This is a genomic window from Sphingopyxis sp. J-6 (genome assembly GCF_046603995.1).
Classification (GTDB): Bacteria; Pseudomonadota; Alphaproteobacteria; order Sphingomonadales; family Sphingomonadaceae; genus Sphingopyxis.
This window is the reverse complement of sequence record NZ_CP145810.1, coordinates 3,695,151-3,720,304: the sequence shown is the minus strand read 5'-3', so window position 1 is coordinate 3,720,304 and position 25,154 is coordinate 3,695,151. Positions and strand designations below refer to the sequence as shown.

The following is a 25,154-nucleotide window of genomic DNA, read 5'->3' as shown; positions in this document are numbered from 1 at the left end:
ACACGATGCGCCGCCGGGCCCGATGCCTGCGAGCGGCCCGATTGAAAGGACAAGGCCATGATCGACATTCGCAAATTCGACACGCTGGGCCACGCCGACCACGGCTGGCTCGACGCCCGCCATCATTTCTCGTTCGCCAATTATCACGATCCCGATCGCATGGGCTGGGGCGCGCTGCGCGTCTGGAACGATGATGCCATCGCGGCGCAGTCGGGCTTTCCCGCCCACCCGCACCGCGACATGGAGATCATCACCTATGTCCGCAGCGGCGCGATCAGCCATCGCGACTCCATGGGCAACGCCGGCCGCACCGCAGCGGGCGACGTGCAGGTGATGAGCGCCGGCACCGGCGTGACGCACAGCGAGTTCAACCTCGAGGACGAGGAAACGACGCTGTTCCAGATCTGGATCATCCCCGACCAGGCGGGCGGCAATCCCGGCTGGGGTGCGCGCCAGTTTCCCAAGGCCGACCGTTCGGGGCAGTTCGTGACGCTGGCGAGCGGTATCGAAGGCGACGATGATGCGCTGCCGATCCGCGCCAATGCCCGCGTCGCGGCGGCGACGGTGAACGCCGGAGGAAAGGTCTCCTATGACCTTGCCGGCGGGCGCCACGCCTATCTGGTTGCCGCCAAGGGGCGTATCCGCGTCAACGGCACCGATGCCGACCCCCGCGACGGCATCGCGCTCCGCGACGTCGGCACGATCGAAGTCGAGGCGCTCGACGATGCCGAGTTGGTGCTCGTCGACAGCCTTTAAGCCCTCCCCCCGGGCCGCCGCATGTCCCCCTCCCTGGTGCGGCGGCCCACCCCCTTCTTCCCTCCCATCCCCGTCAAAGGAGTAACCGAAATGAGCCATATTCTTCGCATCGACGCCAGCGCCCGCAACGAAGGTTCGACGACGCGCCTGCTCGCCGACCAACTGGTGAACCGCCTTGTCGAACAGGGCTATGGCGCGACCGTTACCCGCCGCGACCTCAACGCCGCGCCGCCGGCGCTGCTCACCGAAGGCTGGGTCGGCGCCAATTTCACCGACGAGGCGGCGCGCACCGACGAACAGAAGGCGCTGCTCGCGGGATCGGACGAATTGATCGCCGAACTCGAAGCCGCCGACACGATCGTCATCACCGCGCCGATCTATAATTTCGCGATCCCCGCCTCGCTGAAGGCGTGGGTCGACCTGATCGCCCGCGCCCGCCGCACCTTCCGTTACACCGAAGCCGGACCCGAAGGGCTGCTCAAGGGCAAGCGCGCCTTCATCGTCTTCGCCTCGGGCGGGGTGCCGCTCGGCAGCGCAGTCGATTTCGCGAGCGGTTATCTGAAGCATATCCTCGGCTTCGTCGGCATCACCGACGTCACGATCATCGCGGCCGACGGCCACCTGACCGATGGCGAAGCCGTGGGCCGTGCCACCTCGGCGATCGACGATCTTCGGCAGGCGGCCTGAACCGATGCGCCGTCTCCCGAGCCTTTTCGTTTCGCACGGCTCGCCGATGATGGCGCTCGAGCCCAGCCCGGCGCGGACTTTCCTCGCCGGGCTGGGCGACCGCCTGCCGCGCCCGCGCGCGATCCTGATGGTCTCCGCGCATCATGATGCGGCCTGGCAGGGCGGCCGGGCGACGGTGACCGCGTCGCCAGCGCCGCCGACAATCCACGACTTCGGCGGCTTCCCCGACGAACTGTTTGCGATGCGCTACCCGGCACCGGGAGATCCGGCGCTGGCGGCGCGGATCGCGGAGTTGCTCGCGGGCCACGGCCTAGCTGTCACCGCCGATCCCGACCGCGGCCTGGACCATGGTGCATGGGTGCCGTTGTCGCTGATCTATCCGCAAGCCGATATTCCCGTCGTCCAGCTCTCGATCCACTCGAACGCCAGTCCCGAATGGCATTATGCGCTCGGTCAGGCGCTTACTCCCCTGCGCGACGACGGCATATTGATCGTCGGTTCGGGCAGCATGACGCATAATCTGCGCGCGCTCTTCGCCGCCCGCCTGCCGATCGATGCTCCCGCACCGGCGTGGGTCGGCGATTTCACCGACTGGGTCGCCGATCGCATGGCGGCAGGCGTCGTCGACGATATCCTCCACGCAGTCGAGCGCGCGCCGCATGGCCGCGACAATCACCCGACTCCCGATCATATCCTGCCGCTGTTCGTCGCGATGGGCGCGGGTGGGGAGTCGTTCGCTGCCGAGCGCCTGCACGCCAGCGTCACCTACGGCCTGCTCGCGATGGACGTTTACGCTTTCGGTGGAGAAGCCGCCGCCCTATAGCGCGCCATGCTCCTTTCAGACCGTGTCCTGTTCCTCGACGGCGAGGCCCTCGTCATCGACAAGCCTGCGGGCCTGCCCGTCGACGCCCCGCGCGACGGCAGCCTCAGCCTCGAAAATCATCTCGACGGCCTGCGTTTCGGCTTCAAGCGCTGGCCGCTGGCGGTTCACCGGCTCGACCGTGATACCTCGGGCTGCCTGCTCCTTGCCCGCAATCCGAAGGCGCACGGCCGTTTCACCCGCGCGTTCGAGAATCGCGAGGTCGAGAAACAATATCTCGCGATCGTCGACGGCGTGCCCGACGGCGACGGCGGCACCATCGACCTGCCGCTCGCCAAGACCTCGACCGCCGAAGAGGGTTGGCGCATGGTCGGCGATCCGAAAGGCAAGCCGTCGGTGTCGCATTGGGAAAAGCTCGCCGTTGCCAATGGCCGCAGCCTGCTCCGCTTCCGCCCCGAAACCGGCCGCACCCACCAGCTCCGCGTCCACGCCCTCGAAGGGCTCGGCTTTCCGCTCGTCGGCGATCCGGTTTACGGGCGCGGCGGCACCCGGACGCGCACCTTGCTTCACGCCGAAAGGCTGGTCGTAAAACGTGACGTCAAGCCGCCAATCATCGCCGAGGCGCCCTTTCCGGAAAGCTTTGCCGCGCTGGGTTTCGCGGCGCCGGAGGGCGCGGAGCCGACCCGTGGCTGACATCCCCGAAAGCGCGATCAGCGAGAAATTTCTCGCGGGATCGGGTCCCGGGGGGCAAAATGTCAACAAGGTCGCGACCGCATGCCAGCTCCGCGTCAACGTCTATGCTCTCGGTCTTGCCCCCGATGCCTATAAGCGGCTGAAAACACTGGCAGGAAGCCGGATGACAAGCGAAGGCGAGCTGGTCGTCCTCGCCCGTCGCTACCGCACGCAAGAGGCGAACCGCGCCGATGCGCGGGCGCGGCTGGGCGAGTTGATCGACGCTGCGCTCGTCCGCCCCGAACGCCGCGTCAAAACGAAGCCGAGCAAGGCGGCAAAGGCGAAGCGCGTCGACAGCAAGAAAGCGCGCAGCTCGGTAAAGGCCGGTCGCGGGCGGGTTCGCGGGATCGATTAGCGCCCCCGACATGACCAGCCTCTACCGCCTCGACGCGCCGGCGGGCGCGATTGCCGCCGCCTTCGGTGCCGAGGCGGGCAACGATCCTTGGATGGGCGGCTATGTCGCGCCGGGGCGGCCCGCGCCGGTGATCGTCAGCGACGGCCGCGGCGGAGCCCGGCGATATTTGCGTCCGAAATTATGGGGCGTGCCGCCGCCGCCGCAGGGAACGCAGCCGGTAACCACCGTGCGTAACCTTGAAAGCCCCTTCTGGATCGGCACGCTGCGCCACCCCGAACTGCGCTGCCTTGTCCCCGCGACGGCGTTTCCCGCCTGGTCGGGGGCGGCGGGTGCGAAGCGGCAGCACTGGTTTTCGGTATCGTCGCGCCGCATCTTCGCCTTCGCCGGAATCCAGCGGCAGATCGAGGATTGGCCCGGATTTGCGATCGTCACCACCGACGCCAATCGGCTGGTCGCGCATCACCGTCCGGGCGCGATGCCGGTCATCATCCATGCCGAAGATTATGGTCGCTGGCTGTCGGCCGACTGGCGCGAGGCGAAAGCACTCGTATCCGCCTTTCCCAGCCAGTTGATGACGGTCGGCGACACCCCGCCTTAACCCGAAGATTTCACCACGCGTTTTGACACAACGGTAACCATCGGCGGAGTAGAAAAGCCCGAATCGAATCGCTTCAGGGATCGCTAACCGTGCCGGGTAACAACAGCAGCATCGCCCAATCCGCCCCCGACGGCCGCCGCGCCGCACGCACCGATGTTTCCGCGCGGGCGCGCCTGCGCGTCGCCGGCATGAACCCGTTCGACGTCGACCTGTTCGACCTGTCGGCAACCGGCTTTCGCTTTTTCTCTTATTCGCCGCCCGCGGTCGACACGCATCTGTGGGTCAACCTGCCCGGCCTGCAACTGCTCGAAGCGGTCGTCCGCCGCGTCGACAAAACCAATTGCGGCTGCGAATTCGTCAGCCCGCTGCATCCGTCGGTGACGCAGCATATGCAGTCGAAACTGCGCAAATAATCAGCCGGCGGGCTTTTCCGATTTCTTGAGGATATGTTTCCATTCGTCGGGCGTCACACGCCCGACCGAGAGGCGCGACTGCCGGATCAGGTCCATGTCGGCGAGCTTCGGATCGGCCTTGATCGCCGCCAGCGTCACCGGATGCTTCAGCGCGCGGACGGGTTCGACGCGCACCACCACCCACGGCGCGCCCTTTTCGGCGGTCGGGTCGGGGAAGCTTTCCTCGACGATCTTCATGATCCCGACGCATTCCTTGCCGATATTGCTGTGATAGAAAAGCGCTTCGTCGCCCTTCTTCATCGCCATCAGGTTGAGCTTGGCGGTGTGGTTGCGCACCCCGTCCCACATGCCGGTGCCGTCCGCGACGAGCTGTTCCCACGCATAGGCGTCGGGTTCGGATTTCATCAGCCAATATTGCTTTGCCATGCCGCTCTCTTAGCAACCATCGCCGGTTTGAAAAGAGCGAGCCTCTTTCGCCGCGACGCCGGCGGCCTTACATGCGGGGGCAGAGTCGCGGCATCGCCCGCCCCATATGGATCCAGATCATGACCGCCGCCGTCCCCACTATTTCGATGTCGCTTCCCGCCGACGAATTCGCCCGCGCGTTTGGCGCCTCCTTCGAACGCTTCGGCTTCGCGATGATCACCGATCATGGCATCGACCCGGCGCTGATCGACGAGGCGTGGGACAAGGCGAAAGCCTTCTTCGCGCTGCCCGAAGATGTGAAGCGCGCCTATCATATCTCCGGCGGCGGCGGTGCGCGCGGCTATACGCCGTTCGGTACCGAGATCGCGAAGGGGGCGAAGGAGGTCGACCTCAAGGAGTTCTGGCACGTCGGGCGCGACCTGCCGCCGGGGCACCGGCTCGCCGCGCAGCAGCCGAACAATGTCTGGCCCGCCGAGGTTGCGGGCTTCCGCGCCGTATACGACAGACTATTCGCCGAGTTCGACCGCGTCGGCGGACGGCTGCTGTCGGGGATCGCGCGCTATCTGGGGCTCGACCCCGACTTTTTCGACGACACCATCGCCGACGGGAACAGCGTGATGCGCCTGCTCCACTATCCGCCGGTCGCCGCCCCCGCGAAGGGTATCCGCGCCGAGGCGCATGAGGATATCAACACGATCACGCTGCTGCTCGGCGCCGAAGAGGCGGGGCTCGAAATCCTCGACAAGGACGGCAGCTGGCTTCCCGTCAATCCGCCGCCGGGGGCGATGGCGGTCAATGTCGGCGACATGCTGCAGCGGCTGACCAACAACCGCCTGCCATCGACCACCCACCGCGTCCGCAATCCCGACGCGGGGCGGGCGGGCGTCGCGCGTTATTCGATGCCCTTTTTCCTGCACTTCCGGTCCGATTATCCGATCGAGACGCTGGCCAGCTGCGTCGATGCGGCGCACCCCGACCTCTATCCCGACCCGATCACCGCCGATACCTATCTTCAGCAGCGCCTGCGCGAGATCGGGTTGAAGGCATAGCTATTTCCGCGGCGCCTTCGATCCGTTCAGCGCCACTGCTTCGCGGACCAGCGCCCTGAACGCCTGTTCGTCGATCGCATCACCTTCGAAAATGTCGATCGCGCGCCGGACATTGCCGTCGAGGCTCGAATTGAAGAGCTGCGCGGGGTCGTCGAGCGCGGCGCCGCGCGCGAAGGTCAGCTTGACCTTGTCCTTATAGGTCTCGCCCGTGCACAGGATCCCGCCATGCTCCCAGACCGGAACCCCCATCGGGTTCGAGGGCTTGCGCCACTTGACCGCTTCGATCACTTCGGGTTCGGCCGCGCGGATCAACGCGCGCATCCGCGCCAGTGCCTCGCCGCGCCAGTCGGCGAGCTTTGCGATGCGCGCATCGATGAGGTCGGAGGGATTATCGTCAGCGCTCACATCTTCTCTCCCGGTAGCGTGCTTGCCTGTTTCACCCAGTCGGCGAATTGCCCTTCGTCGAACTCATCCTCGTGGATATGATAATAGCGCGTATCGGCAACCTTCGATGCGACCGGCGGCACCGGATCGAGCGACCCGCCGCGAAAGAAGGTCACCTTGATATATTTGTCGAAGCAATGGAACGCGGTGAACCAGATGTCCTTGTCCAGGCCATAGAAGGGCGTGTTCCATTTGACCGCCTTCTGGACGCCCGGGACGGCCTCTGCGATCAGCGCGTCGATCCGTTCGCCAACCGCGCGCTTCCATCCCGGCATCCCGGCGATATAGGCCTGCACCGGCGCATCGCCATAACCTTTCGGGATTTGCGGATTGCCGCCCGAGAGGAGTTTCGGGGACTTGCCGGTCATCGCTTCTTCTCCTTCGCCAATCTTCAATCGAGCCCGGCAACGAGCTTCTCGAGATTTTCGAGATGGACGCGCCAGCCGCTCTTGGCGCCACCGAACGCCTGCTTCTGGTCGGGGCGGAAGCCGACCTGTTCCATGCGCAGCAGCGTCCCCGATCCGCTCGGCTCGAGCGTGAAGGTGACTTTGCTGTCGAGGCGATAGGCCGGATCGTCGTGCGCGTAATTCCATGTGTAGGACAGGCTGCGGCCGGGATCGACGGCGAGGACCTCGCAATCGACATGGCCCCAGTCGCCGCAGAGCTGGAACCGGTGGCCGAGGTCGAGCCCGAAGTCGTTCCGCATCAGCCATTCCTCGATCAGATGCTGCGTCGTCAGCGCCCGCCAGATCTTTTCGGGCGGATGCGGGATGTCGCGCTCGACGGTCACGCTGCGCAGTTCGATCGCCGTCATTGATCCATCCTTTTCAGCAGATCTTCGAGGTCGTCGAAGCGCGCTTCCCAGAAGGGCGCCATCCGGCCGGTCCAGTCGACCAGCGGCGCGAGCGCACGCTGCTGCGCGCGATAATGGGTCTGGCGCCCTTCGTGGCGGTCGACGACGAGGCCCGCCTGCCGCAGCACGCCGAGATGCTTCGACACCGCCGGCTGCGAAATGCCGGCCCCCGCGGTGAGCGTCCCGACGGTCTGCTCACCGTCGAGGCAAAGCCGTTCGAAAAGCGCGCGCCGCGTCGGATCGGCGAGCGCCCGGAACAGCAGATCGGGGGATGCGGTCATCGACATTCATAACTTTCTGGTTATGAGTATTCCATAACCATCGGGTTATGAGTGAGTCAAGTGGCGTTATAGGTTCGCCGCCCGCGTTCGGCGGTCATGCTATGCGTTCCCGAAAGCGCCGGATTGCGGGTGCGAATGCTCGCCACATTGTGCCAGTTCGCGGTGACGCTCTCGCGCGTCAGCGCGACCGAGACATAGCCGCGGTCCTGCGTGTTCGCCCATTTGAGCTGGGGCGACGAGGCGCGGAGCGCCGACACGCGCGTCGCGTCCGAAATCTCCGGCGTATAGGCTTCGAACCCCGGCGAACTGACGCTGTGCCCGCCGACCTCGATCCCGGCCGGCCGGCCGTCGTGTGACAGGTCGAACGCCCACGCATTGTGGCTGTCGCCGGCGAGGGTGACGAGATCGGCGTCGGCGCCCTGCGCCGCGGCGAGCAGGCGATCGCGCGCCGCCGGATAGCCATCCCATGCATCGAGGTTGAGCGGCAGTCCGGCCTTCGCCGCGAGCTGTGCCGCGGCGACGCGGCGGCGGACGATGTCGGGCGGATTGGCGCCGAACCAGCCCGCCGATTCGGGCGGCGTGAACAGGCTGCCCATGACGATCTGCTGCGCGCAGACCTGCCAGCGCGTCCCCGCCTTCACCGACGCCGCAAAGCCGTCGAACAGCCATTTTTCCTGATCGCCGCCGAGCAATTGCCTCGCGGGGTCGCGATAGGCGGTTTCGGCAAAGCGCTTGAGCTTTGCCGCCGCGTCGCCGCCGCCCGCAACGATCTCTTCGATCTCGAACGGCTTGTCGCGCGCGGTGATCCGCGTTTCGGGAAGGAAGATCGTCGCGAGGTCGCCGACCTGATAATGGCGCCAGCGCGTGTCGGCGACCGGCATCCATTCGCGATAGGCGCGTTCGGCTGCGGCTTCGCGCGCGCGCCATTCGCCTTCGCCCTCATTGTGGTTCTCGGCGCCGCCCTTCCATGTGTCGTTGGCGAATTCATGATCGTCCCATTGCGCGATCATCGGGAACAACTGGTGCAGCCGTTGCAGGTCGGGATCGCTGCGATAGGCGGCATAGCGGAGGCGATAGTCGGCGAGCGCGATCAGTTCGTTCGAGGGCTGCACCTCGCGGCCCGGCACCGCATCCTGCAGCGACGGATAATCGCCCACCCGATATTCGTAGAGATAGTCGCCGACATGCGCGACGAGGTCGATGTCGCCCCGCGCGGCGGCATGGCCATAGGCGTTGAACCAGCCAAAGGGCATGTTGGCGCAGGAGAAAAGCGCGAGGGTGAACGCGCTCGCCGGTCCCGCAGGCAGCGTCCGCGTTCGCCCGGTTGGTGATATCGTCCCGTCGGGGGCGATGAAGCGATAAAAATACCAGCGCCCGGGTTCGAGCCCGTCGACGAGCAGCCTGGCGGTATGATCGCGCGCGCCGGTCGCCGTCACCGTGCCGCCGCCCGCGATGCGCGCGAAATCGGGGTTTTCAGAAAGCTCGGCGGTCAGCGCGGCGTCGTTCGCCGCGGCATAGCGCGTCCACAGCAGCACCGAATAAGGCCCCGGCTCGCCGCTCGCGACGCCGTGGGTGAACCCCTCCGCCATCGCCGCCTTCGCCGCGCCCGGCAAGGCCAGCGCCGCAAGCCCCGCGGTACCGAGCTTGATCAGCAGGCGCCTGTCCATCTCGCCCCACAGCCGATGCATCGCCTCTCTCCTTTGCGGATTTGCGGGCCCATCCGGTCCTGCCCGCCCTTTGTTACGTCTCGCCGTCTATCCCATCACCCCCAGCGCCAGCAGGAGCAGCATGAAGGTGATCACTGCGAACAGGCTGAAGAACAGCAATAATGTCGTGCGCACCAGCGCCCCGAACCACGACGCGCGATAGGCGCCGCGAATTTGCCGGTACATGTGGAACGGCACGTAAAGCATCGCGCAGAAGGTCGCGATTTCGCCAAGCAGCGTCAGGTTGAACAGCCGCACGACGACGAAGAGCAGCAGCATGAACGAGATAGAGTAAGTGACGAAGACAAAATGATCATAGGTGTGGAAGCGGCGGCTGAACGGATAGAGCAGCCACATGAAGGGCAGCGATAGCGGGATCAGCGCCCAGGCGAATTTATAGGCGTTGGCCTGAAGCTTGTAGAGGACGAGTGCAGGGTTCGCGAACGCCTTCGCGAGGCCGTGGTCGATGAACTCCACCCCGGTGTCATATTTGTTCTGCGAGATGAAATCGGCGCTGGTCTTTATCTGGGCGGCGGGATCGTCGAGCACCGGCGGCCCGGCCGCGCGATCGGCGGCGCGTTCGGTCTTGCTGCGGCTGCGCGCGACGCCGAGATAGTCGGCGCTCTTCTGCAGCACGTCGCGTTCGGTCTCCAGCTCGCGCCGGGCGTCGGCGGCGAGCCCCGGCTTCGCCAGTTCGGCGTCGATCCGGTCGACCTCCTGCTGCATGCTGTCCTTGATCGCCGCGGTGCGCGTCTGCTCGGCGGCCGCCTTGCTGAGTTCCTCGCCGACGCCGCCGCCGCTGCCGACCATCGCCAGCACGGCATAGGTCAGGAACACCGCGAACAGGAACAGCGCGAGCGGCGAGATGAAGCGCGCACGCTCGCCATGGATATAGCGCCGCGTCAGGTCGCCCGGCCGCCAGACGAGCAGCGGCAGCGTGTTCCAGATCTTGCCCTCGAAATGGAAGATCGCGTGGACGAGGTCGTGGCCGATCGCGCCGAAGCTGCGGTGAATATCGGCCTTTTGCCCGCAATGATGGCAGTGCGACCCGGCGAGGCTCGTCCCGCAGTTGAGACAGCGCTCCCCCGAATGCGCCGCGTCGCCGCCATGGCGCGGCTCGACCGCATGTCCCGCCAGCCCCGCGGTCACCGCCGCGCCGATTGCCTCGATATCCCCGCTCATGGCCCCTGCCTAAAGGCGCGCGGCGCGCGGCGCAACGGGGCTTCCTGAAATCACTTTAAACGTGATAATGGCGCGCCCATGAACGCCGAAGCTCTGACCCTGCCGCCGCTGGCCGATGCCGCCACGCTGATCGCCGAGATGGGCGCGCGCGCGCGCGCTGCCGCGAAACGGCTTGGCGTCGCGCCGACCGCCGACAAGGCTGCGGCGCTGCACGCCGCTGCGCATCAGCTCCGGGCGCAGGCAGCAGCGATATTGGACGCCAATGCGCGCGACATGGCGGCGGGCGCGACGGCCGGCCTCACCGCCGCGATGCTCGACCGGCTGCGGCTCGACGAAGGCCGGCTGGCGGGCATCGCCGACGCGGTCGATGCAGTCGCGGCGCTGCCCGATCCGGTCGGCGCCGAAATCGAACGTACCGTGCGGCCGAACGGGATGGAACTCAGCCGCGTCCGCGTGCCGCTCGGCGTCGTCGGGATCATCTATGAAAGCCGCCCCAACGTGACCGCCGACGCCGCGGCGCTCGGGCTGATGTCGGGCAATGCGGTGATCTTGCGCGGCGGCAGCGAGGCGGTCTATTCGAACCGCGCGATCCATGCCGCCTTTGCCGCGGGCCTCGAAGAAGCGGGCCTGCCCGCCGATGCGGTGCAGCTTGTCCCGACGCAGGATCGCGCCGCCGTCGGTGCGCTGCTTCGCGCGCAGGGGCTGGTCGACATCATCATCCCGCGCGGCGGCAAGGGCCTCGTCGCGCGCGTCCAGGACGAGGCGCGCGTACCGGTGCTCGCGCATCTCGACGGGATCAATCACCTCTACATCGACGCCGCTGCCGATCCGGGACAAGCCGTCGAACTGGCGGTCAATGCCAAGATGCGCCGCACCGGCATCTGCGGTGCGACCGAGACGATCCTGATCGACCGCGCCTATCCGGCGCCGCTCGCGATCGTCGATGCGCTGATCTCGGCGGGATGCGAAGTGCGCGGCGACAAGGCCATCGCGACGCTCAGCCCGTATGTCGAACCTGCGACGGCGGGCGACTGGGACTGCGAATATCTCGATGCGATCGTCTCGATCGGGCAGGTCGACGGCCTCGCCGGCGCGCTCGCCCATATCGACGCGCATTCGAGCCGCCACACCGATGCCATCGTCACCGAGGATGCAGCGACGGCCGAACGCTTCCTGTCCGAAGTCGACAGCGCGATCGTGATGCACAACGCCTCGACACAGTTCGCCGATGGCGGCGAATTCGGCCTCGGCGCCGAAATCGGCATCGCGACGGGACGGCTGCACGCGCGGGGTCCGGTCGCGCTGGAAGGGCTCACCACCTATAAATGGCTGGTCCGCGGCACAGGACAGGTCCGCCCTTGAAGCCGGTTGAGCGCGCGGTACGGACCAAGTGGCTCCGGTGTGCCGCGCTGCTCTTGCTCCTTGCAATTACCCCGTTTTGCTGGCTGGTCGCTCGCGATGCAATCCTGTTGCTTCGCTTTGGTGACAGCATGAGCGAAGATGAGGCTCACTGGCTTTTGGCCGATCGTTTCGCCAATACCATCAATGAATCCAAGATATCCGCGAGGATGCTTAAGCCTTTATATCTGACGATTTTTCGAGAACCGAGTTGTTTCGTTCTGCGAGGTGCAAAGCTTCTTCCGAGTGACACACCCGCTGCGCCATCTGATTTTCGGGGAGGACGGCAGCCATCGCTGAATAACATACTGCTCGAACATGGGCTGCTTGCGGAGCTTTTCGTCGAACAAAATATTCACAAGAAAGCCGTGTCCGAAGGTTTTTCTGGTTCAGAAATGGTTCTGTTCAACGCGTGTTTGGCGGCGACTCCGTTCGCGGGTGCTTGCGAGACTCGCGTGTCGAAGCGACTAGATGCGTCCTATCGCAAAGTTAGCGATGAGGTTCTGACCACTTTCGGGATCATCGCACGCAGAGCCGATGCGCAAGATCGTTATTGCTACATCCTTCCCGAAGTCTCCCAAGCCGACGATTTACCGCGCCCATGATCACCACCGGTCTCCTCGGCGGCAGTTTCAATCCTGCGCATGGCGGGCATCGCGCGATCAGCCTCAATGCGATCGATGCGCTCGGTCTCGACGAGCTTTGGTGGCTGGTGTCGCCGGGCAACCCGCTCAAGCCCAAGGCCGGCATGGCGTCGCTCCCCGCGCGGCTCGGCTCGGCGCAGCACATGGCACGCCGCGCGCCGATCCGCGCGACCGCGATCGAGGCCGAGCTTGGCACGCGTTATACCATCGACACGCTGAAGAAGCTGGTGCGCCGCTACCCCGACCGGCGGTTCATCTGGATCATGGGCGCCGACAATCTGGTCCAGTTGCCCCAATGGCGCGACTGGCGGGGAATTGCCCGACTCATGCCGATTGCGGTTGTCGCGCGTCCGGGCTATAATGACCGTGCCCATGCAAGACGTGCGATGGGATGGCTGCGGCGCTTTGTCCGGCCCGCAGACCAGAAGAAGCATTGGACAGACTGGAGACCGCCCGCCCTCGTGTTCTTGCGATTTTCGCCCGATGTGCGATCCGCGACTGCGATACGGCAGGCCAACCCCCGCTGGTTCGAACGCTATGAAGGCCGCGCGATGCGCGACCCGCTGACGCGTTCATGGCTGGTGGAACCGATCAGGAAAGGACGCATTTGATCTCCGCCAACCAGGATGCCGCCTCCGGCGCCGCATCCGCCCCAACGCCTTCCGGCGACAGCGTGGACGCGCTCCACGCGCTGATCCTCCACCAGCTGGACGAGGACCAGGCCCAGGAAACCATCTCCATCCCGCTTGCCGGCAAGAGCAGCATCGCCGATCATATGGTGATCGCGAGCGGCCGGTCGACGCGCCATGTCTCGGCGATCGCCGACAAGCTGGCGCAGCGGATCAAGCAGGAAGCGGGCCGCAGCGTTCGCGTCGAAGGACTTCCCAACGCCGATTGGGTGCTGATCGACGCGGGCGACGTCATCGTCCACCTGTTCCGTCCCGAGGTGCGTAGCTTCTACAACCTCGAACGCATGTGGTCGTTCGGCGACGCGCCGCCGGTTGCTGCGGCAAATTGACGTCCGCCCCGCCTGCGGGCTAGGCGGACGGTCATGTTGCTGCACATCATCGCGCGCGGGCGCATCGGGCGCTCACCAGAGGCCGAGCTGGTCGAGCGCTATATGAAGCGCGTGACCTGGGCGCAGAAGATCAGCGAACTTCCCGATACCGGCGGGCGCATACCGCTTCCCGCCGACAACAGCCGGACCATATTGCTCGACGAGGGTGGCGAGCAGATGTCGTCACTCGAATTTGCCCGGCTCCTCGAAAAATGGCGCGACAGCGGGGTGCGCGAGGCGCGCTTCTGCCTCGGCGCCGCCGATGGTTTTACGCCCGAGGAGCGCGAGGGCGCCGACAAGGTCATCGCCTTCGGCCGCGCGACCTGGCCCCACCTGATGGCGCGCGCGATGCTCGCCGAACAATTGTGGCGCGCGACGAGCATCGTCGCGGGGCATCCCTATCACCGCGAGGGCCGGCAATGAGGCGCGCCTTTGCCGCGCTCGCGATCCTCGCCGCCGCAGCGGGTGGCGCGCTTGCCGTGGCACAAAGCGACGTCTTCGATCCGCAGGCGATCGCGGCGCGCGAGCGCGAGCAGTTGCTGACCGCCAAGCAGCAGTCGGCCGAAGCGATGGCGCGGAGCGCGACGCTCGAACGACAGGCGACCGCGGCACTCAGCGAAGCCGACCGGCTGAAGAAGCGCAGCGCCGCGCTCGCCGCGCGCATCCAGTCGGCCGAGGCCGATATCAGCGCCGGGGAGGCTCGCGTTGCGCTCGTCCGGCGGCGGCTGTCGGCGCAGGAGGCACGGCTGGCCGAACAGCAGCAGCCCCTGCTCGAACTCACCGCCTCGCTTCAGCAACTCAGCCGTCAGCCGCCGGTTAGCGTGCTGGCGCAGCCCGGGTCGCTGACCGACATGGTCCATGCCCGCGCGGTGCTGGATGCGGTGATGCCGGTGATCGAGCGCCGCACCGCCGGCGTCCGCCGCGAGCTCGGCGCGCTGCGCACGATTCGCCGCCAGCAATCGATCGCGTTGCAGGCGCTCGGCGCGAGCCGGACCCAGCTTGCCGCGCGTCGCGACGCGCTGACGCGGCTCGAGAACGAAGGCAGGCTGCGCTCGCGCGACCTGATGAGCAGCGCGCGGCTCGAGGCCGACCGCGCGCTCGGTCTCGGCGAAAAGGCGCGCGACATCGTCGAGTTGATGGACGCCCTCGAAGCCGATGGCGCGGTGCGCGCCGAGCTCGCCGAGCTGTCCGGCCCCGTCCCGCGTCCGCGCAACCCCGGCGATGCCGCACCGAATGCCGCACCGCCCGTCGCCGCCGAACCCGAACTGTCGCGCGGCGCCTATCGCCTGCCCGTCGTCGGACGCATCGTCGCGGGCCTTGGCGAGGTCAATGAAAGCGGCGTGCGTTCGCGCGGGCTGACCGTTGCTGCGCAGCCCGGCGGACAGGTCGTGGCGCCCGCCCCCGGACATGTGAGTTACGCCGGCGACTATCGCGGCTATGGCAAGATCGTCATCATCGACCATGGCGGTGGCTGGACGACCTTGCTCACCGGGATGATCGGCCTCTCGGTCGGGGTCGGCGATACGGTCGACGCCGGAACGCCGATTGGCCGCGCCGGATCGGACGACAGCCGCATCACGATCGAACTGCGCCGCGGCGGCCGTCCGGTCGATGTCGCGCAGATGCTGGGTTAGGCGGCATTAAGCCCCGGTTCGGCAATTGAACCGTATCGGGATGTCGCGCTTGACGCCCGCGCAAATGCGTTGGAGGTTGGCGCGCCGGGGTTTATAAGGCGGCAAAGGCCCGCATGTCCGAAAGACGATCATGACCGAAACGACGAAGATTTCCGCCACTCCCAAGCGCCGCTTCGCGCTGTGGCAGGGCGCGGCCGCGCTCAGCACGCTGGCGCTGATCCCGCTCGCGACCGGCGCGATGGCCAGCGTCGATGCCTCGACGCAGCAGGAAATCGCGCGCTTCATGGACGTTTATCTGGAAGTGAAGGCCAATTATGTCGAGCCGGTCAGCGACGACAAGCTGATCGAAGGCGCGATCAACGGCATGCTCGCCAGCCTCGACCCGCATTCGGGCTATCTCGACAAGCGCGGCTATTCGACGCTGCGGACCCAGACCGACGGCCAATATGGCGGGCTCGGCCTGTCGGTGACGATGGAGGACGGCGTGGTCAAGGTGATCGCGCCGATGGCCGACACCCCGGCGGCGCGCGCCGGGATCAAGGCGGGCGATTTCATCACCCACATCGGCGGCCAGCTCATCTTCGGCCTCACGCTCGACGAAGCGGTCGAACAGATGCAGGGGCGTCCGGGCACCAAGATCGACATCACGGTCGTGCGCGAAGGCCAGGACAAGCCGATGGAATTGTCGCTGACGCGCGAAATCATCGACCTGAAGCCGGTCAAATGGGAGGTGAAGGGTGACGTTGGAGTGCTGACCGTCGCCAGCTTCTCCGCCGACGCGACGACCGACGTCAAGGCCGCGATGCTCGCGGTCGAAAAGTCGCTCGGCAAGAAACCGCGCGGCTGGATTCTCGACCTCCGCTCGAACCCCGGGGGGCTGCTCGACGAAGCGGTCGGGATCAGCGACCTGTTCCTCGAACGCGGCGAAATCGTCTCGCAGCGCGGGCGCAAGAAGGGCGATATCGAACGCTATTTCGCCGAACCGGGCGATGTGGCGCAGGGCGCTCCGGTCGTCGTGCTGATCGATTCGGGCTCGGCCTCGGCCTCCGAAATCGTCGCCGGTGCGCTGCAGGATCAGCACCGCGCGCTGGTGATGGGCGAACGCAGCTTCGGCAAGGGATCGGTGCAGACGGTGCTGCCGCTGACCGACACCACCGCGCTGCGCCTGACCACCGCGCGCTATTACACGCCGTCGGGACGCAGCGTGCAGGAAGGCGGCATCGCGCCCGACATCCGTGTGCCGCAGCTTTCGGACCCCGATTATGCGTCGCGGCCGAAGTTCCGCGAGAGCGACCTGCGCCGCCATCTGATCAACGAGAAAAAGGTCGACGACGGGCTGCTCGAAAAGGACGAGAAGACCGATCCGCGCTTCAGCCAGACCGCCGAGCAGCTCAAGGCCAAGGGCATAGAGGATTATCAGCTTTATTACGCGCTGCAGACGATCGGCCGGATCGGACCGGCAGCGACGCGCGTGGCGCAGGGCACGAAGCCGCCTGCCGCGAAGCCCGCGCAGCGTAATTGAGGCTGCCAGAGATGCTGAATTCGCGCCTTGCCGCGCCGATCGCGGCGCTTGCGGTGCCGCTGCTTCTCTATGGCGGCGCGCTCGTGTCGCAATATGGCTTTGGCCTGCACCCGTGCGAAATGTGCTATTGGCAGCGCTGGCCGCATCAGGCGGCGATGGTGCTTGCCGCGCTCGCGCTGCTGCTGCGGCGTAACGATGGCGCGATGCGCCTGCTCACCATCCTCGCCGCGCTCGCGATTGCCGTTAGCGGTGCGATCGGCATCTTCCACGCCGGGGTCGAATATGGCTGGTGGGAAGGGCTGACGACGTGCAGCACGACCGCGAGCGGGCCGATTTCGCTCGACGACATCATGGCCGCACCGATCACCCGCTGCGACGTCCCGCAATGGACGCTGGCGGGCATTTCGCTCGCCGGGTTCAACGCGATCTTCTCGCTCGCCGGCGCGGCTTTCGTCCTCGCGCTGCTTCGCCGCGGAAAGGCCGTCCGATGACCAATAAGCGCACCGCCTCGATGATCCGCGTCGATCAGGCCGGCGAATATGGCGCGACGCGCATCTACGCCGGGCAGCTCGCGGTGATGGGTGACCGCCATCCGATGGCGCGCGAGATCGCGCATATGGCCGAACAGGAAGAACGGCACCGCAAATTCTTCGACGCGATGGTCGCGCGGCGCGGCGTGCGCCCCACCGCGTTGCAGCCGGTCTGGAACGTCGCGGGCTTCGCATTGGGCGCGGTGACCGCCGCGATGGGGCCGCGGGCGGCGATGGCGTGCACCGCCGCGGTCGAGACCGAGATCGACCGCCACTACCGCGACCAGCTCGACGAACTTGCGGACAGCGACCCCGAACTCAGCACCGCGGTTGCCGACTTCCGTGCCGAAGAACTCGAGCACAAGGAAAAGGCGCTCGCTTCGGGGGCCGAACAGGCGCCCGGCTATCCGCTACTCAGCCTTGCCATTCGCGCCGGTTGCCGTGCAGCCATCGCGCTGTCGAAGCGTATCTGATAGACTATGGATCGACCTGCCCGTTCAGCGCGGATGCAGGACTGTGAAGCCAAAACGGCACTGACATGACGAAGGAACGATCGATGACCCGCCTCCCCCTGTTCGCGCTGATCCTTGCCGGCAGCGCCGCCGCCGTGCCCGCCACCGCGCAGCAAACGACGGTCGACGGCGAAAAGATCAATCAGGTCATCGTCTATGGCGACGACAAGTGCGAACAGTCGAGCCCCGACGAAATCGTCGTCTGCAACCGCCTGCCCGAAACCGAACGCTATCGCGTGCCGCAGATCTTCCGTGGCGGCAGCCCGCTCGATCCGCGCAACGAAGCCTGGGCGAACAAGATCGTCGCGGTCGAACGCGTCGGCCGCTTCGGCACCGACAGCTGTTCGCCGACGGGTCTCGGCGGTTTCACCGGCTGCACCCGGGCGCTGGTCGAGGGCGCCAAGGCCGAACGCAAGGCGGCCGACAAGACCGACTGGCAGGCGATGATCGCCGACGAACGCGCGAAGCGTATCGCCGGCATCGACGCCGCCGCCGACGAGGTCGAAGCCGCGGTGGTTGCCGAGGAAAAGGCGCTGCAGGAACGCCAGCGCGCCGCCGAAGAGCTGGAGCGCCAGGCCGGCGGCATGGCGCCTGCACCCGCAACTGCGGACGAAAGCGGCGCCGATGCGGAGCCGCTCCCCGTTCCGCCGCAACTCTAGACTAAAAAACCCCGGTACCCTAAATGCTTGGCTGATCTTTGGGGCGTTGGGGGAAACATGAAATTTGCGACGGCGATGTTGCTGCCGGCCGTTCTGGCTGCGGCGGGACCGGCAGTGGCTGCGTCCGAAAACCTGCATCCGGGGAAAGGCGCAAAAACGGCGCTGCCGGCGCCGGTGGCGACTCAAACGCGGATCGCGGCCTCCGACACGGACTTTTCGAGCTGCGATGGCTACGCCGCGCCGAAAGGCAAAACCGACGGCATCTCTCGCGAAAACTTCTTTTTCGGCGCGACACGTTCTGCAGATATCCGCCGCAGCGAGATATATTCCATCGGGGAGTCGGGGCTTGCCGCTTGCGACCGCACCCTTGCGGATCCGCGGCTGGTCGATGATTTCTGGCTACGCCGTGCCAACTTGATGCAGGCGAAGGCTCTGCACAGCATCGCCGCGAAACAACCCGAGCAAGCGCTTGTGTTGGTGGCCGAAAGCAACGCGCTCGGTACGGCTCACGATGAGCGCTATTTCGTCCAAAGCATCGGGGTCGGAAACGAGGGCGTTCTGGCCTATGCGCTGATCGCGCTCGGTCGCCGCGACGAAGCGAAAGCCGCCATCGAGCGGCTGCGCCGGAGTCGTCCCTGGGCTCAATCGATTCAGCAGCTCGCAACCCGCCTTCAATTGCACCTCGATTCGGGCTTCGCTGGTCAAGCCGCGGAGTTGAAGGGCGCGATCCCGCTATCGCCCGAAAAGGCAGAAGCGCTGTTCTGGATGGAGTTTCTCTACGGCAATTACGCCGAAGCGCGCGACATCGCTCCTTCGATCAGTTTCGACCTTCCCAAGCAACGCGGCGGCTGGACTTTGCGCGGCGCCGACGAAGCCGCTCTGAAGGCGATCGGGTCGCGAAACTCCTTCTATGGCGCGTGGGCCTATGCCGAAACCGTCGCGGGCCATGACGACCGTTCCCATAGTCTGTTGGCAGAGGCCAACAAGGAACTCGACGAGATCATGGTGCCGCCGCCGCCGCGTTCGGACGGGCGGCCACCGAAAAAGCAGGATGTGGAGGACTATCGGCGGCGCGAGCCCCATGCTGTTAAAGCGCGTGACGAACTGGCGCTCTGGAAGGCTGCGATCGCGTTCCGTCCGATGATCGCCCTCAAACCGGTCGACGTAACCGAAGTGGAATTCTCCCGGAAAAGGCTGAACACGCTGCCGATCATGCCCGATGTCCTCGCGAACCTGCCCCAACAGTCCGCCGCCGAAAAAGCCGAGGTCGATGGCGTCATGGCCAATATTCGCAACCGCCTGGAGGAAGAGCGGATCACCGCACTCGACCTTCCCGTCGACGAGTTGCTCCCCCTGCTTCCCCGTCCCGAGACGCCCAAGGTGGTCCCCACGCTGAAGCCGGCAGGCGACGGTTCTTTCCTGAGCGATTCGGGTCTGACGCGCAATCGGGAGGGAAGCAGCGACGTCTGGACAATCCGCTACACCCACCGTCTTGCCCCGATGGCGGCGGTCGAGGAATTGGCCATGCTCGGCGCCGCGCAATCTGCCCAGCAGGCAGGATTCGACAGCCTGCTCTTGCTTGGCCGCTTGTCGATCTCCCGCACGACGAACGTGGTGGGCTGGACGACAGGAAGCTATAACTCGGGCTATGAAGCGCAGATGCGCGTCCGCTTCGTCAATGCCAATGCTCTTCCCGAAGATTTGGGCGGCGCGGCCTGGCGCTTGATCCCCGCGCAGCGCGTGATCGATGACTTGGGGAATCGCTATCGTCCGGGCGGTCTTACAATCGCCTGGTAAAACACTCGGAAGACCGGGGCATTTCGTCCGCTCGGCGCACTTTTGTTGCGAATCCGGGGTGAACCGAGTGCAAATTTTAACGTTTCGCTGGCAGCCTGTCTTGACGAGGTAATATTTGGCTGAAAACTTGGCGTTTCTGGGAATCGCCGGCCGGGGAGGCTGATAATGGCATCGACATTCGGACCGCGCCTGTTCCGGCGCTCATCGGCTAGCGTGCCTCCCGCGCGCAGCCTTGGACGCCGAATGACATTGCACACTGCCGCCGCGCTGATCGCCTTTGCCGCCTTGCAGATCTGGCTGGTGTCGAGCGCAATCGCCGCGGGCGCCCCTTCGGCGCTGATCGTCGTCGCACTGGTCGTGCTGCTTGCGCTCGCGCTTCCCGTCGCCCGCTCGACCGAGCGGCGCTGGTATCATCTCAGCCGCCAGGCGCTCGCCAGCTGGGGGCTGCACGCGCGCTTTCGCCGCGATGTGCGCCGCCTGTGGGTCGCGGCGCTGACGCTGCCCTTTCTGTGGGTGAGCGGCGCGATGGCGGCGACCGACGCCATCGCCGCGATCACGCGCTAAGCCATTCCCCTCGTCATCCCGGACTTGATCCGGGATCCATTCCAGCGCTGGAGCCCTGGACCCCGGATCAAGTCCGGGGTGACGAAGATTGGAGACATAGATTTTGACGCCCACGCCTGCGCCGTATAGGGCGCGGCCATGCTGACTGTTGCCGAAGCCCTCGACCGCGCGCAGATGCTGTGCGACGCCGCGACCAAAGCCGGCGCCGACGCCGCCGATGCCCTTTATTATTGCAACGCCGCGACCTCGGTCTCGATGCGTCTCGGCGCGCTCGAAGATGTCGAACGCTCCGAGGGGCAGGATATTGCGCTCCGCGTCTTCGTCGGCCAGCGCAGCGCCAGCGTGTCGACCGCCGACATGGACGCGGGTGAACTCGCCAAGCTGGTCGAGCGGTGCGTTGCGATGGCACGCGAGGCGCCCGAGGATCCTTATGCCGGCCTCGCGCCGCAGGGCCGGCTGCTGCGCGGCCCGGCGCCCGACCTCGATCTCGACGACGGCAGCGAGGCCGATCCGCAGGCTTTGCGCGAAGCGGCGCTGGCGGTCGAGGAAGCGGCGCGCGCGGTTGCCGGGGTCACCAACAGCGAGGGCGGCACCGCCAGCCACAGCCGCACCCGCTTCGCGCTCGCGACCAGCCACGGCTTCGTCGGCGGCTATGGATCGAGCGGGCACAGCCTGTCGGCGAGCGTCATCGCGGGCGAGGGCGCGAGCATGCAGCGCGACTATGGCTGGCATAGCGCGCATTATCTGGGCGACCTCGAAAGCGCCGGCGACATCGGCCTTCGCGCCGGCACCCGCGCCGTCGCGCGTCTGAACCCCGGCAAGGCGCCAGTCGGCAAAGTCCCGGTCGTCATCGATCCGCGCGTCGGCAGCAGCATCGTCGGCCATCTGCTCGGCGCGATCGCCGGCCCCGCGATCGCACGCGGGACGAGCTTCCTGCTCGGCAAGGAAGACCGCATGCTGTTCGACAGCGGCATCGTCATCCGCGACGAACCGCATCGGCCGCGGGGCCTGCGCAGCCGCGCCTTCGATGGCGAAGGCCTGCCGACCGCGGCCCGCGACATCGTGACCGGCGGCAAGATCACCGGCTGGCTGCTCGACACCGCCTCGGCGAAACAACTCGGCCTCGAACCCACCGGCCATGCGAGCCGCGGCGGCGGCGCATCGGGGGTGAGCGCGAGCAACCTCCATCTGGCCCCGGGCAGCCAGTCGCCCGCCGAGCTGATCGCCGACATCAAGACCGGCGTTTACCTCACCGAACTGATCGGGCAGGGGGTCAATCCGGTGACCGGCGATTATAGCCGCGGCGCGTCGGGGTTCATCATTCGCGATGGCGAGATCGCCGGGCCGATCGCCGAATTCACCGTCGCCGGCAACCTCGTCGACATGTTCGCCGCGCTCATTCCCGCCGACGACCTGCTGTTCCGTCATGGCACCAACGTTCCCACCCTCCGCATCGACGGCATGACCGTCGCGAGTAGCTAGGCAAACGGCGGATGCCCGGCCGCAATCTCGAGGCGGTGATCGCCGCGACGCGCGAGGTCGGCGACATGGCGATGGCGCGCTGGCGCGGCGAGGGGCAGGCGGTCAACGTCTGGAACAAGTCGCACGACAACCCGGTCAGTGACGTCGACCTTGCCGTCGATGCGCGGCTGAAGGCAGTGCTCGGCGCGATGGTGCCCGAAGCCGGCTGGCTGTCGGAGGAAACCGCCGACAGCGCCGACCGCCTGTCGTGCCGCGCGATGTGGTGCGTCGACCCGATCGACGGCACCCGCGATTTCATCCGCGGCCGCCCGGGCTGGGCGGTTTCGGTCGCGCTCGTCGTTGACGGCGCGGTCGAGCTGGGCGTGCTCTATGCCCCGGCACTCGACGAATTGTGGGTTGCGCAACGCGGCAAGGGCGCGCTGCTCAACGGCGAGCCGCTGCAGGCGAGCCGCCGCACGAGTTTCGACGGCGCCCGCGTCCCCGCCGACAGCCTGCCCAAGATCGACCGCGACCTCGTCATGGTCACCAAACCGAACAGCATCGCGCTGCGCATGGCGCTGGTCGCCGACGACCGCGCCGATCTGGTGGCAACGCTGCGCTGGGGCTTCGAATGGGATGTGGCCGCCGCGGCGCTGATCGGGACCGAGGCGGGGGCGACCGTCACCGATGCCTTCGGCCAGCCGCTCGTCTTCAACACCCCGCGCGCGCAGGCCTTTGGCGTCATCGCTTGCGCCCCCGGAATCCACCGGGCCGTCGTCGAGCGCTTGCATGATCGCGCGGTCGCGCTTACGTCGCAACCCTGATCACCTCCCCATCGCTTCGCGACAGGGAGGAGTTTGGTGCGATCCGCCGCACTTCCCTTGACTTTGCGCGCGACTCACCCTAATTGCCCAACCATTCCGACATCTTGACCGGACGGCGAAGCGCGCCTGCGCATCGTGGTCCGTTTTTTGCGTTGGAAATCAGACGCTTTGAGATGGGGCCGATTGCCAGCGCGCCCTGTGGAGCAGGAGAAAGAATAAATGGCACGTATTGCGGGCGTCAACCTGCCCACCAACAAGCGCGTGATCATCGCGCTCACCTACATCCACGGCATCGGCCGCAAGACCGCCGTCGACATCGCCGACAAGCTGGGCATCGACCACACGCGTCGCGTCCAGGACCTCAGCGACGCCGAAGTGCTGCAGATCCGCGAAACGCTCGACGCCGACCACACGGTCGAGGGTGACCTTCGCCGCAACACGGCGATGAACATCAAGCGCCTGATGGACCTCGCCTGCTATCGCGGCCTGCGTCATCGCAAGGGCCTGCCGGTCCGCGGCCAGCGCACGCACACCAATGCGCGCACCCGCAAGGGCAAGGCCAAGCCGATCGCCGGTAAGAAGAAGTAAGGTTTTGAGCGCGCCTGAATTCGGCGCGCTTCCTTATTTCCCCTGCCGGAGCGGCTCAAGGCAGCCCGCAACCGGCCATTCAGGATTTAGGACAGGATTTCATCATGGCTCGTGAACCGCAGCGTCTTCGTCGGCGCGAACGCAAGAATATCTCGTCGGGTGTGGCCCACGTCAACGCGACCTTCAACAATACGATGATCACCATCACCGACGCGCAGGGCAATGCGATTGCCTGGTCGAGCGCCGGCATGATGGGCTTCAAGGGCAGCCGCAAGTCGACCCCGTACGCCGCCCAGGTGTGCGCCGAAGACGCCGGCAAGAAGGCCGCCGAACATGGCGTCCGTACCCTCGAAGTCGAGGTCAAGGGCCCCGGCGCGGGCCGTGAATCGGCCCTCCGCGCCCTGCAGGCGGTCGGTTTCCACATCACGTCGATCCGTGACGTGACGCCGATCCCGCACAATGGCGTCCGCCCGGCCAAGCGCCGCCGCGTCTGACGTCTCTACGGGCGCGCTCCGCCGGAGCGCCGCCCGCATAAAATCCTCGCTGGACAGGTGGCCGATCCCCGCCCGTCCCGCCCAAAGCAAAGGGAAGTCCATGACTGTCAATATCCGGAACTGGCAGGAATTGAAGAAGCCCAGCAACCTGGAAATCAAGGCTGGCAGCGACGGCAAGCGCAAGGCGACCTTCGTCGCCGAACCGCTCGAGCGCGGCTTCGGCCTGACGCTCGGCAACGCGCTGCGCCGCGTGCTGCTCTCGTCGCTCCAGGGTGCGGCCATCACGTCGATCAAGATCGAGAACGTGCTGCACGAATTCTCGAGCCTGGCCGGCGTGCGTGAAGACGTCACCGACATCGTCCTCAACGTGAAGCAGATCGCGCTCAAGATGGAAGGCGAAGGCCCGAAGCGGCTGCAGCTTTCGGCGACCGGTCCCGCGACCGTCAAGGCCGGCGACATCATGGTGTCGGGCGACATCAAGGTGATGAACCCGAACCATGTCATCTGCCACCTCGACGACGGTGCGACGCTGAACATGGAACTCGTTGCCGACACCGGCAAGGGCTATGTCCCCGCGACCGCCAACCGTCCGGCCGACGCGCCGATCGGCCTGATCCCGGTCGACTCGCTCTACTCGCCGGTGCGCCAGGTCGCCTACAAGGTCGACAATGCCCGCATCGGTCAGGAGCTGGACTATGACAAGCTGAACCTGACCGTCGAAACCGACGGCACGGTGACCCCGGAAGACGCCGTCGCTTACGCCGCGCGCATCCTTCAGGACCAGCTCCAGGTCTTCGTCCACTTCGAAGAAGCGATGAACGACAGCGGCATGATCGGCATGGCGGCTCCGTCGACCACCGCCGACGAATCGGACGTCAACCAGCTCAACCGTTTCCTTCTCAAGAAGGTCGACGAGCTCGAACTGTCGGTCCGCAGCGCCAACTGCCTCAAGAACGACAACATCATCTACATCGGCGATCTGGTCCAGAAGACCGAAGCCGAAATGCTCCGCACCCCGAACTTCGGCCGCAAGTCCCTGAACGAAATCAAGGAAGTGCTGTCGTCGATGGGTCTGCGCCTCGGCATGGACATCCCCGGATGGCCGCCCGAGAACATCGAGGAAATGGCCAAGAAGCTCGAACAGGAACTTCTCGGCTGACCTTGCGTC

The 25,154-nt window shown here is 66.3% G+C and carries 32 protein-coding genes; 25 read left to right on the top strand and 7 right to left on the bottom strand.

Translation table 11 applies throughout. The annotated features are described in order from the left end of the window. Positions 1 to 57: 57 nt before the first annotated feature. The 7 genes from V6U71_RS17775 to V6U71_RS17745 all read left to right on the top strand — a co-directional run bounded on the left by V6U71_RS17775 (position 58) and on the right by V6U71_RS17745 (position 4,361). On the top strand, positions 58 to 756 hold the full coding sequence (locus tag V6U71_RS17775; RefSeq protein WP_411339682.1) for a pirin family protein: 699 nt from the start codon (positions 58 to 60) through the stop codon (positions 754 to 756). Between the two features lie 90 nt (positions 757 to 846). Beyond that, positions 847 to 1,443: an FMN-dependent NADH-azoreductase gene (locus V6U71_RS17770; protein WP_411339681.1), complete on the top strand. Its 597-nt coding sequence runs from the start codon at positions 847 to 849 to the stop codon at positions 1,441 to 1,443. A 4-nt stretch (positions 1,444 to 1,447) separates the two neighbouring features. After that, on the top strand, positions 1,448 to 2,266 hold the full coding sequence (locus V6U71_RS17765) for a DODA-type extradiol aromatic ring-opening family dioxygenase (protein ID WP_411339680.1): 819 nt from the start codon (positions 1,448 to 1,450) through the stop codon (positions 2,264 to 2,266). Between the two features lie 6 nt (positions 2,267 to 2,272). Then, positions 2,273 to 2,956, top strand: coding sequence for an RluA family pseudouridine synthase (locus tag V6U71_RS17760; protein ID WP_411339679.1), 684 nt, complete (start codon positions 2,273 to 2,275; stop codon positions 2,954 to 2,956). Then, entirely contained in the window at positions 2,949 to 3,350 is a 402-nt protein-coding gene (gene arfB, locus V6U71_RS17755) for an alternative ribosome rescue aminoacyl-tRNA hydrolase ArfB (RefSeq protein ID WP_411339678.1), read from the top strand. Before V6U71_RS17760 ends, arfB begins: the two co-directional genes overlap by 8 nt. Positions 3,351 to 3,360: 10 nt before the next feature. Continuing rightward, positions 3,361 to 3,948 carry an SOS response-associated peptidase family protein gene (locus tag V6U71_RS17750; protein ID WP_411339677.1) on the top strand — a complete coding sequence of 196 codons (588 nt, stop codon included), beginning with the start codon at positions 3,361 to 3,363 and terminating at the stop codon, positions 3,946 to 3,948. Positions 3,949 to 4,037: 89 nt separating this feature from the next. Then, positions 4,038 to 4,361, top strand: a complete 324-nt coding sequence (locus tag V6U71_RS17745) for a PilZ domain-containing protein (RefSeq protein WP_054731412.1) — start codon at positions 4,038 to 4,040, stop codon at positions 4,359 to 4,361. On the opposite strand, the gene V6U71_RS17740 is transcribed toward V6U71_RS17745, so the two are convergent. Continuing rightward, positions 4,362 to 4,787 (bottom strand): EVE domain-containing protein, encoded by a 426-nt coding sequence (locus V6U71_RS17740; protein ID WP_054731410.1) that lies wholly within the window; start codon positions 4,785 to 4,787, stop codon positions 4,362 to 4,364. 119 nt (positions 4,788 to 4,906) lie between these two features. Here V6U71_RS17740 and V6U71_RS17735 point away from each other — a divergent pair, with 119 nt between their 5' ends. Then, positions 4,907 to 5,836: an isopenicillin N synthase family dioxygenase gene (locus tag V6U71_RS17735; protein ID WP_411339676.1), complete on the top strand. Its 930-nt coding sequence runs from the start codon at positions 4,907 to 4,909 to the stop codon at positions 5,834 to 5,836. On the opposite strand, the gene V6U71_RS17730 is transcribed toward V6U71_RS17735, so the two are convergent. The 6 genes from V6U71_RS17730 to V6U71_RS17705 form a co-directional block, all read right to left on the bottom strand. Further along, positions 5,837 to 6,241, bottom strand: a complete 405-nt coding sequence (locus V6U71_RS17730; protein WP_411339675.1) for a DUF1801 domain-containing protein — start codon at positions 6,239 to 6,241, stop codon at positions 5,837 to 5,839. Next, entirely contained in the window at positions 6,238 to 6,648 is a 411-nt protein-coding gene (locus V6U71_RS17725; RefSeq protein ID WP_411339674.1) for a DUF1801 domain-containing protein, read from the bottom strand. The genes V6U71_RS17730 and V6U71_RS17725 overlap by 4 nt, the downstream gene beginning before the upstream one ends. A gap of 23 nt (positions 6,649 to 6,671) precedes the next feature. Further along, positions 6,672 to 7,094, bottom strand: coding sequence for an SRPBCC family protein (locus tag V6U71_RS17720; RefSeq protein WP_411339673.1), 423 nt, complete (start codon positions 7,092 to 7,094; stop codon positions 6,672 to 6,674). Continuing rightward, positions 7,091 to 7,414 carry an ArsR/SmtB family transcription factor gene (locus V6U71_RS17715; protein ID WP_411339672.1) on the bottom strand — a complete coding sequence of 108 codons (324 nt, stop codon included), beginning with the start codon at positions 7,412 to 7,414 and terminating at the stop codon, positions 7,091 to 7,093. Before V6U71_RS17715 ends, V6U71_RS17720 begins: the two co-directional genes overlap by 4 nt. Before the next feature lie 56 nt (positions 7,415 to 7,470). After that, positions 7,471 to 9,102, bottom strand: a complete 1,632-nt coding sequence (locus V6U71_RS17710) for an alkaline phosphatase D family protein (protein ID WP_411339671.1) — start codon at positions 9,100 to 9,102, stop codon at positions 7,471 to 7,473. Positions 9,103 to 9,168: 66 nt separating this feature from the next. Then, a complete protein-coding gene (locus tag V6U71_RS17705; RefSeq protein WP_411339670.1) occupies positions 9,169 to 10,302 on the bottom strand; it encodes a DUF3667 domain-containing protein in 1,134 nt (377 codons plus the stop codon). 78 nt (positions 10,303 to 10,380) lie between these two features. On the opposite strand from V6U71_RS17705, the gene V6U71_RS17700 reads away from it, so the two are divergent. From V6U71_RS17700 to V6U71_RS17620, 17 genes are all read left to right on the top strand, one after another. Continuing rightward, positions 10,381 to 11,664 (top strand): glutamate-5-semialdehyde dehydrogenase, encoded by a 1,284-nt coding sequence (locus V6U71_RS17700; protein ID WP_411339669.1) that lies wholly within the window; start codon positions 10,381 to 10,383, stop codon positions 11,662 to 11,664. Then, positions 11,661 to 12,305, top strand: coding sequence for a hypothetical protein (locus tag V6U71_RS17695; RefSeq protein ID WP_411339668.1), 645 nt, complete (start codon positions 11,661 to 11,663; stop codon positions 12,303 to 12,305). The genes V6U71_RS17700 and V6U71_RS17695 overlap by 4 nt, the downstream gene beginning before the upstream one ends. Continuing rightward, complete coding sequence (locus tag V6U71_RS17690; protein ID WP_411339667.1) at positions 12,302 to 12,955, top strand: nicotinate-nucleotide adenylyltransferase; 654 nt, start codon at positions 12,302 to 12,304, stop codon at positions 12,953 to 12,955. Before V6U71_RS17695 ends, V6U71_RS17690 begins: the two co-directional genes overlap by 4 nt. Continuing rightward, entirely contained in the window at positions 12,952 to 13,362 is a 411-nt protein-coding gene (gene rsfS / locus V6U71_RS17685) for a ribosome silencing factor (RefSeq protein WP_084758460.1), read from the top strand. The genes V6U71_RS17690 and rsfS overlap by 4 nt, the downstream gene beginning before the upstream one ends. Positions 13,363 to 13,395: 33 nt before the next feature. Beyond that, on the top strand, positions 13,396 to 13,824 hold the full coding sequence (locus tag V6U71_RS17680; protein ID WP_411339666.1) for a 23S rRNA (pseudouridine(1915)-N(3))-methyltransferase RlmH: 429 nt from the start codon (positions 13,396 to 13,398) through the stop codon (positions 13,822 to 13,824). After that, entirely contained in the window at positions 13,821 to 15,035 is a 1,215-nt protein-coding gene (locus V6U71_RS17675) for a murein hydrolase activator EnvC family protein (RefSeq protein WP_411339665.1), read from the top strand. The genes V6U71_RS17680 and V6U71_RS17675 overlap by 4 nt, the downstream gene beginning before the upstream one ends. Positions 15,036 to 15,165: 130 nt before the next feature. Further along, complete coding sequence (locus V6U71_RS17670) at positions 15,166 to 16,557, top strand: S41 family peptidase (protein WP_411339664.1); 1,392 nt, start codon at positions 15,166 to 15,168, stop codon at positions 16,555 to 16,557. Between the two features lie 11 nt (positions 16,558 to 16,568). Further along, positions 16,569 to 17,048, top strand: coding sequence for a disulfide bond formation protein B (locus V6U71_RS17665; RefSeq protein WP_411339663.1), 480 nt, complete (start codon positions 16,569 to 16,571; stop codon positions 17,046 to 17,048). Next, positions 17,045 to 17,560 (top strand): demethoxyubiquinone hydroxylase family protein, encoded by a 516-nt coding sequence (locus tag V6U71_RS17660; RefSeq protein WP_054731389.1) that lies wholly within the window; start codon positions 17,045 to 17,047, stop codon positions 17,558 to 17,560. The genes V6U71_RS17665 and V6U71_RS17660 overlap by 4 nt, the downstream gene beginning before the upstream one ends. A gap of 83 nt (positions 17,561 to 17,643) precedes the next feature. Continuing rightward, a complete protein-coding gene (locus V6U71_RS17655) occupies positions 17,644 to 18,258 on the top strand; it encodes a hypothetical protein (RefSeq protein WP_411339662.1) in 615 nt (204 codons plus the stop codon). Positions 18,259 to 18,315: 57 nt separating this feature from the next. Next, on the top strand, positions 18,316 to 20,055 hold the full coding sequence (locus V6U71_RS17650; RefSeq protein WP_411339661.1) for a hypothetical protein: 1,740 nt from the start codon (positions 18,316 to 18,318) through the stop codon (positions 20,053 to 20,055). Positions 20,056 to 20,298: 243 nt separating this feature from the next. Next, complete coding sequence (locus V6U71_RS17645; RefSeq protein WP_411339660.1) at positions 20,299 to 20,619, top strand: hypothetical protein; 321 nt, start codon at positions 20,299 to 20,301, stop codon at positions 20,617 to 20,619. Positions 20,620 to 20,757: 138 nt separating this feature from the next. Beyond that, positions 20,758 to 22,101 carry a TldD/PmbA family protein gene (locus V6U71_RS17640; RefSeq protein WP_411339659.1) on the top strand — a complete coding sequence of 448 codons (1,344 nt, stop codon included), beginning with the start codon at positions 20,758 to 20,760 and terminating at the stop codon, positions 22,099 to 22,101. 11 nt (positions 22,102 to 22,112) lie between these two features. Continuing rightward, a complete protein-coding gene (locus tag V6U71_RS17635) occupies positions 22,113 to 22,904 on the top strand; it encodes an inositol monophosphatase family protein (RefSeq protein WP_411339658.1) in 792 nt (263 codons plus the stop codon). Positions 22,905 to 23,123: 219 nt separating this feature from the next. Then, positions 23,124 to 23,492, top strand: coding sequence for a 30S ribosomal protein S13 (rpsM, locus tag V6U71_RS17630; RefSeq protein WP_411339657.1), 369 nt, complete (start codon positions 23,124 to 23,126; stop codon positions 23,490 to 23,492). A gap of 104 nt (positions 23,493 to 23,596) precedes the next feature. Beyond that, entirely contained in the window at positions 23,597 to 23,986 is a 390-nt protein-coding gene (gene rpsK, locus V6U71_RS17625; RefSeq protein ID WP_003040416.1) for a 30S ribosomal protein S11, read from the top strand. A 100-nt stretch (positions 23,987 to 24,086) separates the two neighbouring features. Beyond that, positions 24,087 to 25,145 carry a DNA-directed RNA polymerase subunit alpha gene (locus V6U71_RS17620; RefSeq protein ID WP_054589141.1) on the top strand — a complete coding sequence of 353 codons (1,059 nt, stop codon included), beginning with the start codon at positions 24,087 to 24,089 and terminating at the stop codon, positions 25,143 to 25,145. Positions 25,146 to 25,154: the final 9 nt, after the last annotated feature.

Coding starts and splice junctions, on each gene's coding strand:
- V6U71_RS17775 (WP_411339682.1), top strand. CDS start 58: ATGATCGACATTCGCAAATTCGACACGCTGGGCCACGCCGACCACGGC.
- V6U71_RS17770 (WP_411339681.1), top strand. CDS start 847: ATGAGCCATATTCTTCGCATCGACGCCAGCGCCCGCAACGAAGGTTCG.
- V6U71_RS17765 (WP_411339680.1), top strand. CDS start 1,448: ATGCGCCGTCTCCCGAGCCTTTTCGTTTCGCACGGCTCGCCGATGATG.
- V6U71_RS17760 (WP_411339679.1), top strand. CDS start 2,273: ATGCTCCTTTCAGACCGTGTCCTGTTCCTCGACGGCGAGGCCCTCGTC.
- V6U71_RS17750 (WP_411339677.1), top strand. CDS start 3,361: ATGACCAGCCTCTACCGCCTCGACGCGCCGGCGGGCGCGATTGCCGCC.
- V6U71_RS17740 (WP_054731410.1), bottom strand. CDS start 4,787: ATGGCAAAGCAATATTGGCTGATGAAATCCGAACCCGACGCCTATGCG.
- V6U71_RS17735 (WP_411339676.1), top strand. CDS start 4,907: ATGACCGCCGCCGTCCCCACTATTTCGATGTCGCTTCCCGCCGACGAA.
- V6U71_RS17725 (WP_411339674.1), bottom strand. CDS start 6,648: ATGACCGGCAAGTCCCCGAAACTCCTCTCGGGCGGCAATCCGCAAATC.
- V6U71_RS17720 (WP_411339673.1), bottom strand. CDS start 7,094: ATGACGGCGATCGAACTGCGCAGCGTGACCGTCGAGCGCGACATCCCG.
- V6U71_RS17715 (WP_411339672.1), bottom strand. CDS start 7,414: ATGACCGCATCCCCCGATCTGCTGTTCCGGGCGCTCGCCGATCCGACG.
- V6U71_RS17710 (WP_411339671.1), bottom strand. CDS start 9,102: ATGCATCGGCTGTGGGGCGAGATGGACAGGCGCCTGCTGATCAAGCTC.
- V6U71_RS17705 (WP_411339670.1), bottom strand. CDS start 10,302: ATGAGCGGGGATATCGAGGCAATCGGCGCGGCGGTGACCGCGGGGCTG.
- V6U71_RS17700 (WP_411339669.1), top strand. CDS start 10,381: ATGAACGCCGAAGCTCTGACCCTGCCGCCGCTGGCCGATGCCGCCACG.
- V6U71_RS17690 (WP_411339667.1), top strand. CDS start 12,302: ATGATCACCACCGGTCTCCTCGGCGGCAGTTTCAATCCTGCGCATGGC.
- V6U71_RS17680 (WP_411339666.1), top strand. CDS start 13,396: ATGTTGCTGCACATCATCGCGCGCGGGCGCATCGGGCGCTCACCAGAG.
- V6U71_RS17675 (WP_411339665.1), top strand. CDS start 13,821: ATGAGGCGCGCCTTTGCCGCGCTCGCGATCCTCGCCGCCGCAGCGGGT.
- V6U71_RS17670 (WP_411339664.1), top strand. CDS start 15,166: ATGACCGAAACGACGAAGATTTCCGCCACTCCCAAGCGCCGCTTCGCG.
- V6U71_RS17665 (WP_411339663.1), top strand. CDS start 16,569: ATGCTGAATTCGCGCCTTGCCGCGCCGATCGCGGCGCTTGCGGTGCCG.
- V6U71_RS17660 (WP_054731389.1), top strand. CDS start 17,045: ATGACCAATAAGCGCACCGCCTCGATGATCCGCGTCGATCAGGCCGGC.
- V6U71_RS17655 (WP_411339662.1), top strand. CDS start 17,644: ATGACCCGCCTCCCCCTGTTCGCGCTGATCCTTGCCGGCAGCGCCGCC.
- V6U71_RS17650 (WP_411339661.1), top strand. CDS start 18,316: ATGAAATTTGCGACGGCGATGTTGCTGCCGGCCGTTCTGGCTGCGGCG.
- V6U71_RS17645 (WP_411339660.1), top strand. CDS start 20,299: ATGACATTGCACACTGCCGCCGCGCTGATCGCCTTTGCCGCCTTGCAG.
- V6U71_RS17640 (WP_411339659.1), top strand. CDS start 20,758: ATGCTGACTGTTGCCGAAGCCCTCGACCGCGCGCAGATGCTGTGCGAC.
- V6U71_RS17635 (WP_411339658.1), top strand. CDS start 22,113: ATGCCCGGCCGCAATCTCGAGGCGGTGATCGCCGCGACGCGCGAGGTC.
- rpsM (WP_411339657.1), top strand. CDS start 23,124: ATGGCACGTATTGCGGGCGTCAACCTGCCCACCAACAAGCGCGTGATC.
- rpsK (WP_003040416.1), top strand. CDS start 23,597: ATGGCTCGTGAACCGCAGCGTCTTCGTCGGCGCGAACGCAAGAATATC.
- V6U71_RS17620 (WP_054589141.1), top strand. CDS start 24,087: ATGACTGTCAATATCCGGAACTGGCAGGAATTGAAGAAGCCCAGCAAC.